This window comes from Thermococcus sp. LS2, assembly GCF_012027375.1.
Classification (GTDB): Archaea; Methanobacteriota_B; Thermococci; order Thermococcales; family Thermococcaceae; genus Thermococcus_B.
In genome coordinates, this window is sequence record NZ_SNUI01000001.1 from 247834 (window position 1) to 259234 (window position 11401).

Annotated in this window: 10 protein-coding genes, 1 tRNA gene and 1 CRISPR repeat array; of the genes, 7 read left to right on the forward strand and 4 right to left on the reverse strand. The window is 39.6% G+C overall.

What is annotated here, in order from left to right; all coding sequences use genetic code 11:
• Window position 1 precedes the first annotated feature (1 nt).
• On the reverse strand, window positions 2-1042 hold the full coding sequence (gene dph2, locus E3E24_RS01305) for a diphthamide biosynthesis enzyme Dph2 (RefSeq protein ID WP_167886495.1): 1041 nt from the start codon (window positions 1040-1042) through the stop codon (window positions 2-4).
• 91 nt (window positions 1043-1133) lie between these two features.
• On the opposite strand from dph2, the gene E3E24_RS01310 reads away from it, so the two are divergent.
• From E3E24_RS01310 to E3E24_RS01320, 3 genes are read left to right on the forward strand one after another with little or no spacing between them, the layout of a single operon-like run.
• On the forward strand, window positions 1134-2240 hold the full coding sequence (locus E3E24_RS01310) for a DUF3887 domain-containing protein (protein ID WP_167886296.1): 1107 nt from the start codon (window positions 1134-1136) through the stop codon (window positions 2238-2240).
• Complete coding sequence (locus tag E3E24_RS01315; protein ID WP_167886297.1) at window positions 2230-2601, forward strand: PadR family transcriptional regulator; 372 nt, start codon at window positions 2230-2232, stop codon at window positions 2599-2601. Before E3E24_RS01310 ends, E3E24_RS01315 begins: the two co-directional genes overlap by 11 nt.
• Window positions 2588-3403 (forward strand): DUF1648 domain-containing protein, encoded by an 816-nt coding sequence (locus E3E24_RS01320; RefSeq protein WP_167886298.1) that lies wholly within the window; start codon window positions 2588-2590, stop codon window positions 3401-3403. The genes E3E24_RS01315 and E3E24_RS01320 overlap by 14 nt, the downstream gene beginning before the upstream one ends.
• Window positions 3404-3427: 24 nt before the next feature.
• Here E3E24_RS01320 and E3E24_RS01325 read toward each other — a convergent pair whose 3' ends face one another.
• Entirely contained in the window at window positions 3428-4222 is a 795-nt protein-coding gene (locus E3E24_RS01325; protein ID WP_167886299.1) for a nitrilase, read from the reverse strand.
• Between the two features lie 57 nt (window positions 4223-4279).
• On the opposite strand from E3E24_RS01325, the gene E3E24_RS01330 reads away from it, so the two are divergent.
• The 3 genes from E3E24_RS01330 (at window position 4280) to E3E24_RS01340 (ending at window position 7378) form a co-directional block, all read left to right on the forward strand.
• Window positions 4280-6148: a hypothetical protein gene (locus E3E24_RS01330; protein WP_167915507.1), complete on the forward strand. Its 1869-nt coding sequence runs from the start codon at window positions 4280-4282 to the stop codon at window positions 6146-6148.
• A 189-nt stretch (window positions 6149-6337) separates the two neighbouring features.
• On the forward strand, window positions 6338-6982 hold the full coding sequence (locus E3E24_RS01335; RefSeq protein ID WP_167915508.1) for a metallophosphoesterase: 645 nt from the start codon (window positions 6338-6340) through the stop codon (window positions 6980-6982).
• A 57-nt stretch (window positions 6983-7039) separates the two neighbouring features.
• Window positions 7040-7378, forward strand: coding sequence for a transcriptional regulator (locus E3E24_RS01340; RefSeq protein ID WP_167886302.1), 339 nt, complete (start codon window positions 7040-7042; stop codon window positions 7376-7378).
• Here the strand turns inward: E3E24_RS01340 and E3E24_RS01345 are convergent.
• On the reverse strand, window positions 7375-9057 hold the full coding sequence (locus tag E3E24_RS01345; RefSeq protein ID WP_167886303.1) for a DUF4910 domain-containing protein: 1683 nt from the start codon (window positions 9055-9057) through the stop codon (window positions 7375-7377). The genes E3E24_RS01340 and E3E24_RS01345 overlap by 4 nt on opposite strands.
• A gap of 57 nt (window positions 9058-9114) precedes the next feature.
• On the reverse strand, window positions 9115-10179 hold the full coding sequence (locus E3E24_RS01350; RefSeq protein WP_167886304.1) for a glycosyltransferase family 2 protein: 1065 nt from the start codon (window positions 10177-10179) through the stop codon (window positions 9115-9117).
• A 73-nt stretch (window positions 10180-10252) separates the two neighbouring features.
• On the opposite strand from E3E24_RS01350, the gene E3E24_RS01355 reads away from it, so the two are divergent.
• A tRNA-Pro gene (locus E3E24_RS01355) sits at window positions 10253-10330 on the forward strand.
• Between the two features lie 51 nt (window positions 10331-10381).
• Window positions 10382-11349: direct repeats of the CRISPR family, unit length 30 nt; unit sequence CTTTCAATTCTCTTAGAGTCTTATTGGAAC.
• The last annotated feature ends 52 nt before the right edge of the window (window positions 11350-11401 follow it).

Sequence of the window (11401 nt, forward strand, 5' to 3'; positions counted from 1 at the left end):
TTCACCTCTTTGGAAGCTTTAAGCTTATTCCCAAAGGCTCATCAATCTCCCTTTTACCCCCAAGAATTTCATCAAACTCATACTCTTCTCTCAAGCCGAGCAGTAATTCAACCTCCTTCGGCGTTAAAACGGGCTTTCTCCACTTCTCTGCATCGTCTATTGGTACACGAGGACAAGCAACAACAACGTAGGCATCAAAATCAAAGCCCTCCAAAGCCTCTGGATTTATGTAGTTCATTGCTATCAGCTGTGCTTCTCTCCCGTGCTCTTTTAAAAGCCCCATTATTCTCTTAGCTTCCCCTAAGCGTAGCTGTCCCTTCTTTGTGCTTATAATAACGCCAAATTTCTTAGCATCATAAGCTCTAGCAATCATTCCCCACCTTTTCCTCACAATCTTTTCTACTTCCTTATCCATCCAAGCGAAGTCTCCACTGTAAGGGTTGATAGCTAAAGTTGGCTTTTTTGTGGCTAAAGCAACACCAATTGGGTGAAAGTAGCCAGCACCTATGAACAGAATTCCATCAACTTCCTTTCTAACTCTTGCCGTTGTGAAGTTGCACCCCAAAACCTGTCCAGCAAATGAAACCCTATTATCTCCCTCGCCAATGAAAACTTGAAAGCCCCTCTCTTCTAAGAACTCCCGTACTCTCCTTAAATCCCTTATGTGCTGAACTGTTGTTACGAGAGCTATTTTTTTACCGAGCTTTTTAATCTCGTTTAAATTATTCTCCAAAGCTTTCACAACATCAACTTTTGCAAAAGCAGGGACAAAAATTACAGGAATTTCTAGATTAAGCTGCATGTAAGAGTGACCTAAATGGATCAAAACATCGCAGCCGAGCATCTTAGCCTCTCTATCAGCTAAATCACAAGCCCCATAGTTTATATCTCCACTTATTATTACCTCAATTCCATTCTTTTCCAAAAATTCAGCCAAAGCTTGAGCTTCTTTCTTTAACCCCTCTGGAGTTTGAATAAGAACTTTTTTAGAATCTAACTCCTCAAGGTTCTGTAGTATCTCCTCAAAGGGTATCTCGTGAATCACTTTAATTCCCCCTGTGAAAACCAACCGCAAGCTTTATATTTCTAATGTTTCCACAATACATCGAAGTCCGAGGTATTGGTGGTGAAAAATGAAAAAGATAATTTTGAGCTTATTTCTTCTTGTTATGGTTTCTACCTCATTAATCCATGCAGCGCAGCCCTATGACGAAGTTGCAAAAGCAGTTTTTGAAAGCCTAAAAACTGGAAATTACTCAATTCTCGAACCATATCTGGACGAAAAAATGAAGGAGGCTTTTAATGAAAAATCCTTCAATGCTTTAAGAGAACAGATGATTTCGAAATATGGCAATCTTGAAAGCTTTGAATTTGCTGAAGAAGGAAAAGCTGGGGAATTTATTTTGGGGTATTATCATTTTGAGTTCGAAAAAGCTAATGTTACGATAAAACTTGTTTTTAGCCAAGTTGATAGCGAATACAAGCTTTCTGGACTCTGGATTAAAAAAGTTATTTGGAAGGAAAAGGGAATTCCCCTTCCCTTAGCAGTTAGTTTGCCCATCTTGGGCGGAATATTAGCATTACTAACAGTTTACACCATTGGGTTTAAGAAGATTAAAGGTGCAGAGCTTATTTTGGGCTTCTTTTTAGTTGCAGTAACACTTTTCATTCAGCCGATAATTCAGCAAGCTCCATTCTTGGCCTTAGGAATTAAATCAAATGCAGATATAATTGCTAAAGGGTTTAGTTTCACAGTTATCACAGCGATTTGGCTTGGATTTGTTGCCGGATTCTTCCAAGAGAGTCTGAAGTATGCTTTTGTGAGGAATAAGACTCTTAAAGAAGCACTCTTCATTGGAATTGGATTTGGACTCGGTGAGGCAGTTTTGGTGCCGTTGCTTCAAGTAGTTCAAAGCTTTGCTCTAGGAGGTTTGCCTCCAGTCCAGCTGACACAAGCACTGCTTAGCTCATTTGAAAGATACATAGCGACTCTTTTCCATGGAGGAACCACTCTAATACTGGCATACGCTTATAAAAATGGATTTGGAAGAAAAGCTTTAGTAGTCCTAAGCATTGCCCACAGCGTTATTGATACGTTTGCCGCATATTATCAGCTCACGAATTCCCAGACAAGCTTAATAATGACTTATGGTATCATCATTGTTATAACACTCATACTACTGCAGTATGCCATTCCAAAAGCGAAAGTAGAAAAGGAGGAAGAAAAGGTTGTTTGGTGATCCAAAAGAGAAAGCCCTAAAAAAGCTGAGGAGGGAGCTTAGGGCTGGCACTTACTCCTTTATCATCCTATCTATTCTTGAGAATAAAGGGGATATGCACGGTTATGCAATCAGAAAGGAGTTTGAAAAGCTGAGTAATGGTAAAATCGTGCCAAGTGAGGGGACTCTTTACGATTTGCTGAAAAGCTTGGAGAAATACAAGCTAATTGAAGGTTTTTGGGCTGAAGTTGGAGGGAGAGCTAGGAAATATTATCGGATAACCCCTCTTGGAAAAGATGTCCTTAAAGAGCTTAAGGAAGAGGTGGAGTTTGTCAATAACGTTGTTAAAAAGCTGATGAGGGATGAATATGGATGGGATTGAAGCAATGAACATGATGTTTGAAATGTTCCTTGCTGTCACGATGTTTATAGCCGGCCTGCTAACTTACCTCTTTAGAAACGAGTCGAACATGGCGATAGGCTTTCGCTTTGGCTACACCTTTGCATCTAAGGAGGCATGGGTAAAGGTAAACACCTTCGGCGGAAAAGCTTTCATGGCTTTTGGAATTTTGCTCTTCATCTTGAGCCCTAAAATTCATAATATGCTCATTTTCACCTTAATAGTAGTGGCAGGGACCCTGCTGATAACTGCCATAGGATATAAGATGGCCAAGGAAATCGTTGAGAAGGAAAGCATCAAAGAGCCAGCAATTGGAGAGCCAAAGCCTATTGAAGGAATAGATGTAAAGCCATATCTTCTGATTCAGATAAGTATTTTAGCTTTCAGTCTTGGATTCTTGGCGTTCAGCTGGGATAAGCTCCCTGATACAGTTGCAATTCACTTCAACATAGCCGGAGAACCTGACAACTTCGCCCAGAAGACATTCGGAGTCTTTCTGTTTCCTTTGGCAATATCTCTGCTCCCAATTGCTCTTACATACATGGCCAAGGATCCCATGACAATAAGAGTAGCTCCAAAAACAAGCAAAAAAGCACTGAAAGTCTTTGCTGAAATGATGACACTCCTCGAGGTAATCTTAGTATGGGCAAACATTTACGCTATACTTTATAACGCTTACAACTTCCACTCAAATGCCCTACTATCTGCAACACTTTTTGGTGGAATTGGACTATTGCTGATTGAAACTTTCAGACTGCTACTTGCTGCTGGAACTCATAAGTAGTAAGAAAAAGAAGCAAACAGCACATCAGACAAAATAATACTTAGGCTGCCTGTCCTTGAAAATATCGTTGTATTCGTTTATCTTTTTATTCCGTGCTTCTTCTATATTTATTTCTACAACACCAACCTCTTCTTTGTCTTCACTAGCTCTAAGCAAGATCTCAGCCTTTGGTGAGTTTATCTGACTCATTCCAATGAACTTGAGCCCTCTCTCTTCTCCGATCCTGTTAGCTGTAATTGAAAAAACCCTGTTTTCTAAGCTCCTAATTGGCATTGCCCTTGGGGCATAAGGCATTACAAGATTCGCTGGATGAGCAACTATGTCAGCACCTTTTAACGCTAAGGTTCTCATAGCTTCTGGGAAGAACCAGTCAAAGCAGATCATTATGCCTACTTTTGCTATTCCAATATTGAACACATGAAATCCCAAATTCCCCGGCTCAAAGAACAGCTTTTCTCTGTAGAAAAGGTGAATCTTGCGGTATTTCCCTATGTAACCCCATCCAATTGGTCCCACAAGAACAGCAGAATTGTAAAGTTTACCTTTTTCATCTTTCTCAGCAGTTCCAGCCACAATAAACATTTCATGCTCTTTTGCCTGCTCTATTAAGAACTGTGTGGTTTCTCCATCTGGTATCTGCTGAGCTATGCTTTCAACTTCTTCCTTACTCTCAAAGTTGTAACCAGTATCAAAGAGTTCAGGAAAAACAACCAACTGAGCCTCTTGCTTGGCAGCCTCTTTTAAAAGCTTCTCAGCTTTGCTTAAATTAGCGTTTAGATCCAAAAGCTTGGGTTCCATCTGAATAAACCCTATTCTCATAGCTAATCACCAGCAAAGAATTAATAAGCATTGAACCTAATAAGATTGGTGGTGAAAGTGAGGAAGATTATTGTCCTTTTGGCATTACTTCTGTTGTTTTCTCTCCCCGTGAGTGCTCAAAATGAAGGCAAAATTTTCGTGTGGCTTAGAATTGGAGAGAGCGTGACTATTGACACTTACACTATAAAAGTTGTTGATGTTGACAAAGATTTTACAAAAGCTCTAATTCAAGTATACAGATATGGCCTGCTTTACAGAATGGGAACAATTTCCTTCAATGAAGGGCTAATGGTTGATGATATCCAAATCTATCTGCAAGACTCGTTTAAGTCTGAGATCTATCCAGCAGTTCTTCTTGAGATTGATGTTCCATATTTCAAAGCCAGAGAAACTCTAGTTCTCAAGAACAAGCAGATTGAAGTTATTAAAGCTAATGAAAGTTATGCAGAGCTTAATTTAGGATACACAAATGTAACTCTTTCCAAAGAGAGGCCCTACTACAGGGACAAAAACTTTGAAATAAAGCTGAATCCCCTCAATTATCTGTTCAGAGAATACATATACAAAGACCAAAGCGGATATATTATATACAAAGGTATCAGCAATGGAAAAGCTCTTCTAGTCGTTAAGAACGAAACATACGAGCTTTCCAAAGGCGAAAGGACATACGTAGACGATGTAACTTTATTAACATTATTAGATTTTGATGAAAATCGTGCATTAGTTCGTTTGGATTTGGTGAATGCAACGTATTTAACAATTAAGGAACTGCCATATTTTGAAGGATTTATTGCTGAACATGAGAAGGTTAGACTCTCAAAGCTCTATGAACTCGAAGTTTCGGACTTCATTGATGAAAACCAAGTCGAAGTAACTCTTTACAAAGCGGGAAACATAGTTGAGAAAAAAGTTTTGAGCACTGATAATCCCTATCTGGTATACTACCCATTAGCAATAAAGTTCAAATACGGATTTGAAGGTGTTGAAAATAATCTTGCGTATTTTATCGTATTTGTAGATGAAGATGCTTTGAAAGAGGAAGAAGCAAACGTTACACTCCCAATAGTGAACATCAAAGTCGATCTCCCAGAAAAAGTTCATCTTGGAGAAACTGTACCACTTAATTTGGTGATACCAAATATCGGAAATGCCCCTGCTGAAAATCTCGAAATGTTAATATTCACAGATGACATGAAATACAGAACTTTTAGTCCCTTACTCTCCCCAAACGCTACTATTACCGCCAACTCCACGGTCACAATTGAAAAGAAAAATCAGAGTATCACAATCGAGCTCTTATATGACCACGATGGAAAAACATACCGTAGGATCATCGAGCATAAATTTTATGTCCTAGATCCAGAGATTACTTTTTCCGCAAAACTCAATCTTCCAGACAATGCAACGTTAGGCGTTCCGTTTAACGCCACGGTCACCTATACCGTCTATACGAGCTATCCAAGCTCTTTTGTTTTGACAATAGAGGGAGAAGGAATTACTTATTTATCATCTCCGACAATGATAGCAGGGAGTCCTTCAGAAGGAACTTTCACAGTAGAAATAGTTCCAGTAAAAACTGGAAACCTAACATTGAAGCTTGAGAGCCCATTTCCAAAGAAACAACTCCTCGATACTGCTACAATTTCCGTTTACCAATCTAAAAAAGTTCAAATAGTCGAAAAAATTGTTGAAAAATACATAAACTGTGAAAACACAACTCAGAACATCACAACACCAACTACACCCACAATCCAGTGCCCAAATGAGACAAAGATCGTTTATACACCAGTAGAAAAAATAGTTGAAAAGGAAGTGCTTCCAATCGGTAAAGCAAGCTTAATAGCGATAATCTCGCTTCTTTTGGGCATTGTTATAGGTTCATTGCTTTTAGGAGAAAAGCTTAAAAATATACTTGAGAGAGCTTAGAGCGGAGCGATCATAGGAGGGATCATCATGAAGAGGAGACCAAGGAAGTGGAAAAAGAAGGGCAGGATGAGGTGGAAGTGGATCAAGAAGAGGATTAGGAGACTCAAGAGGCAGAGAAAGAAGGAAAGAGGATTAATCTGATACCTTCAGTTCTTTTCTATCCCTTTCATTATCTGGAGGTTTTCTGTCTTGACTCTTGATTTTGAGAGCCTCTCCCTTGAACTCGAGACATCAAAGGGGAAAGGTTTAGTGTTTGCTGACCCCCACATAGCTTTTGAGCTTTCAAGGGGATTAAGAATAAGAACAAAATTTGAAAAAAAGCTCGCTGAGTTTGTAAAGCTCAAAAACCCAGATTTTGTGGTAATTTTAGGTGATATCAAAGAACCCCTTGGAATTAATACATTTACAAAAAAGCTTCTCATAGAGTTCTTCTCTGAGCTTAGAGACTTTGAGGTAATAATAACAAGAGGGAATCATGATGGAAAAATTGAAGAAGCTTTGAGGGATTTTGAAAACGTTAAAGTAGTTGGATACCACGTAATAGACAATCTCCTTTTCCTTCACGGCCATCAAAATCTCCCAGAGGTAAAGTTTGAAAAAGCTTTTCTTGGACATATTCATCCAGCAATTACAATAAAATTTGGGAGCATTGCAAAAAAAGTAAAATGCTTTTTGAGAATCGAAAATTTCCTAATTCTCCCTACGATAAACCCCTACATAGAGGGATTTGACGTAAAAGAAGGAATCAAGATGATTCCCTTCTTGAAAGATAGTAAAAAAGGAGATGTATATTTGCCTAATGGAACCTATATTGGCAGAATAAATTTCATTTAGAACCGCAACATTTATGAAGTTTAAAGTATGAAGATAAATTTGCAGAGGTGTGAGAAAATGAATGAGATACATGAGAAGCTTGAAAGCTTGTTAAGATCATTGGGTGTTAAAAAAACTGAAATCAGAATTTATCGATTACTTCTGGAGAAAAAAGTACCCATGAGAATTACGGAGATTCAAAGAGAGCTAGGTATAAGTGAGAGAAGCGTGAGAGAGCACGTGCTAAGCCTATATAGAAAAGGGCTCCTAAAGAGAGAGCTAATCCAAAAGGGATGGCTCGGCTACGTTTACACTGCAACGTCACCAACAGAACTCCTTGAAAAGCTGAAAGAGAACATCGTTAAAAAGATAAACGAGCTAGAGAGAGAATTGAAAGAGAAGGAGAAGGAAATCTAATAGCTAACAAATCCCAGCTTTTTCAAAATTTCGAGGGCTTTATTGAGCTTCTCTTTGTCAACTTTTCCGAATTCTTCTTCTAGAGCTTTAAACGCTTCTTTCTCTGGAAGGGTTTCTCCCAACATTAGAAGCTCGTGAAGATGAATTGAGAACTTTTTGTCTTCCATAAATTCTTCAAGTTCTTTTGCTGCTTTTTCATCAAATTCCCTAATTGTCCTAACTGAGACTAGTCCCTTCTTTTCCCACTTTATCCAAGTCTTGAACTCAAAATCATGACCTATGTCAATTCCCAAAAACTTTCCATCCCTCGCAAGACCTTTCATAACAAGCTTTTCCGCAACCTCAATTTCTCTATCCATGCCAAGTTCTCCCAGATATTTCATAGCATAGCCTCTTGCAAATCTCTGCAGTTTTTCTTTCTCAGCTTTCGCCAGTGCTAAGGCTGTAGCTAAAACAGCCTTCCCAATTACTTCGAGAGAATCTTTGCTTATCTTTTCTATGCTATCTTCACTTGAGTGATAAAACTTGTCAGGCCAAGTTATTGGCATGACTCCAGGAACTCCAAAGAAGTTGAAGATGTCGTGGTCGCTTCCCATCTGATAAGAGTAGCTTTTAACTTTCAGCTTGGGCATTCCTTCACCGCCAAAGCTTTCACCTTGAGAGTTCGCCAGATTGAGGTAGTACTCCAAAAGCCCACTTACAATTGAGAACCTTGATAGTGGCGTCCTTACAATCATTATGGTTGAAGCGGAGCGATCTTCACTTCCACCAACCATGTCGAGGTTTATCACCACATAATAGTTCTCAAGCTCAGCGAACTTTTCAATGAATGCTTGTGTTCCATGGTATTCGGGAATCCATAGGAATGCAAAGCCGAATCTGAAGTCTTCGCCGTATCTTTCTTTCAATACCCTTGCCAACTCTATGAGCATTGCTGAACCACTTGCGTTGTCATTTGCCCCAGGCTTTGGATGACAGATGTGAGCTGTGAAGAGAATATACGGTGGCTTTCCAATTTTTGCATAAACCATTGGCAAAATTTGTTTATCTTTAATCTCCGTTTGAACTTTCATCTTGGCTTTTACGCTCTCTCCCTTCTTTAACTTGCCAATTATTTTATTCGCAATCTCTTCACTCACAGCAACAGCTGGAATCTTTGCCCACTCTAAATCCTTCTTTGAGAGAAACAGCCCCATATATGGAAAGGCTTTCCCAGTTCCTTTGCGATAGGCTATAAAACCAATGGCACCCTTCTTATTTGCTTTTTCATAATTCTCCTTCCATTTCTTGTCAATTAGAACTATTTTTCCCTCTACTTTTCCCCAGTCCTCTTCTCTTTCAATGTAAACTATCTCTCCCTCAGCTTCTCCGCTTGGCGAGTGTGCCATTACAACGAGAGGAATTTCCTTAGTTGTAAATTTTTGGTCAAAAATCTCAATTTCGCCATAAATTAAGTCCCATGCAATTGGGGATCTCAATGTTAGATGCCAGGTTTCTCCATCATAGACATCTTCCAAAAGCTGAGAATCAATTCCAGCTTTTTTGAGCTCTCCGAGAACATACTCCGCTGTATCAACGATTTCTTTTGAACCCTGGATTCTGTGGAACTCGGATATGTTCATAATGTGCCTTAAAATTTCGTCCACATTTATTTTCGCTTCTTTAAGAAACTCCCTCATAATACCACCAAAGATAATTTCGCAATGCTTATTTAAGTTGCTCGCTTAATTGGAGCATTAGCCCCAAGTAATGTGTCTGTTGACCAGAAACCTAACGATGAACGAAAACCCAATTCCGATTAAGTTCGCTATTAGATAATGCATGCCAAGGTAAACAAGCACACCAAATATTACCCACTGGACAACAGCTCCAGTTAAAGCAGCCAAGTGGAAGCTGAAGAGCCTCTTGTAAAGGGGCTTGCTCTTCAAATCCCTAAACGTCCACAAATCATTCCAAGTAAAATTGTTGAGGATTGCAAGCTCAGTCGCAAGAATGTTAGCAAGCATTAAATTAGCAATCCCCCCACCGAGAATATTTGCAAAAAGCCACAAGAAAAACTGATTTACAACTATTCCACTCATTCCCACAATTGAAAACTTAACCAAACGGTCAATCTCACCCTCCCACTTCATTAAACGATAGAGATGCCTCAAATAATTGAAAATCTGCTTTTGGCTCAACTTACTCTCCCCACTCTTTCTTAAACCAAATGTGTACGGAACCTCAACGACCTTGCCGTATTTTCCCTTTATGAGAATCTCAAGGAGAATTTTAAAGCCCACTGGGTTCAGCTCAACATTCTCAACAACTCCTCTTCTGAGGGCAAAGAATCCACTTACCGGGTCTTTAATGTTTCTAATTTTCGGCAACGCAACACGACCAATCATTATTGCACCTTTTGAAATTAGCTTCCTCCACCAGTACCAATTCTCAACTTTTCCACCCTTTACATATCGGGAGCCAATTGCAATGTCAGCTCCACTCTCGATTGCCTCAATGAGCCTCGGAATTACCTCTGGAGGATGCTGCAAATCAGCATCCATGACTACAAAAATGTCGCCTTCAGCCTCTTTAAATCCCCTAATCACCGCAGAAGAGAGACCCTTCTCATTTATCCTTCTAATCACTCTAACTGGATATTTTTGTGCTAATTCTTGTGCTTTTTCCCACGTTTTATCTGGAGAATCATCATCAACGATTATGATTTCAAACTCATAACCTTCTAACGCTTTGCTTATTCTACTCACAAGCTCCTCAATGTTGTCACGCTCGTTGTATGTTGGCACTATAATTGAAATCATAGAAACCCCTTCCTGCTTTTTCTCAATCTCATTGCGAAATGTTTATAACAGTTTCCTTAAACTTCATTCTCGAGGGGCCGTGGGGTAGCTTGGCCTATCCTTCCGGCTTCGGGAGCCGGGGACCCGGGTTCAAATCCCGGCGGCCCCACCACAAGCTCAGAGGTTTTTCTTGGGTTCACGATTCTGGGCTTTTGTTATTGCACTTCCAATTCTCTTGGAGTCTTATTGGAACGCTTCAAGATCGAGAGCTAAAGCCCGAGCCGTTGGGTGCTTTCAATTCTCTTAGAGTCTTATTGGAACACTCTGGAATGTCAATGAGGAAGCGGTACGCCACCGTCTTTCAATTCTCTTAGAGTCTTATTGGAACCCACGACATCGGTGAGGCAATTGGTGGAGCTATACCAACTTTCAATTCTCTTAGAGTCTTATTGGAACTTGAAGAACCTTTTCCCAGACCTTGAGGACATCATCTCTTTCAATTCTCTTAGAGTCTTATTGGAACACACGTTTGGGTTATTGAGGCCAAAATCCGCAATCCACTTTCAATTCTCTTAGAGTCTTATTGGAACGAAAGTATGATGATGAAAAGAAGTATCTCAAGCCAAAGCTTTCAATTCTCTTAGAGTCTTATTGGAACTGCAAAAGCTGTCTTTGTAAACACACAGGTTGAAGACCTTTCAATTCTCTTAGAGTCTTATTGGAACTTGCATTCTCGATCAGCGCAAGCTCATCATCGAGCTCTTTCAATTCTCTTAGAGTCTTATTGGAACCTCACCACTAGCAGGGCTGTTCATCTTCTTCATAGTCCTTTCAATTCTCTTAGAGTCTTATTGGAACAAGCCCTGATGTATTGAGTCACCCTCCTCGAACGTTCTTTCAATTCTCTTAGAGTCTTATTGGAACTCTACAACGGCCAACCCATAGCAATCAAGCCCGAAGGCTTTCAATTCTCTTAGAGTCTTATTGGAACGCTGGAGCTTTTGGGAAAGGACTTTGTCAATGCTTTGGCTTTCAATTCTCTTAGAGTCTTATTGGAACGTAATATTCTTTCATAAGTTCGTTTCGTGATCCAATCTTTCAATTCTCTTAGAGTCTTATTGGAACGACCCTCTTGAGAGGTTTTGGGCTTATCAGGAGAGCCTTTCAATTCTCTTAGAGTCTTATTGGAACAGGGCGCAATTTTGCTCTATTTCCCTAATGAAACTATAAAAACGCTTGAATT

Bases quoted from the DNA above. Each gene is read 5' to 3' on its own strand.
- E3E24_RS01325 (WP_167886299.1), bottom strand. From the start codon at position 4,222: ATGAGAATAGGGTTTATTCAGATGGAACCCAAGCTTTTGGATCTAAAC.
- E3E24_RS01340 (WP_167886302.1), top strand. From the start codon at position 7,040: ATGAATGAGATACATGAGAAGCTTGAAAGCTTGTTAAGATCATTGGGT.
- E3E24_RS01350 (WP_167886304.1), bottom strand. From the start codon at position 10,179: ATGATTTCAATTATAGTGCCAACATACAACGAGCGTGACAACATTGAG.
- E3E24_RS01345 (WP_167886303.1), bottom strand. From the start codon at position 9,057: ATGAGGGAGTTTCTTAAAGAAGCGAAAATAAATGTGGACGAAATTTTA.
- E3E24_RS01310 (WP_167886296.1), top strand. From the start codon at position 1,134: ATGAAAAAGATAATTTTGAGCTTATTTCTTCTTGTTATGGTTTCTACC.
- E3E24_RS01320 (WP_167886298.1), top strand. From the start codon at position 2,588: ATGGATGGGATTGAAGCAATGAACATGATGTTTGAAATGTTCCTTGCT.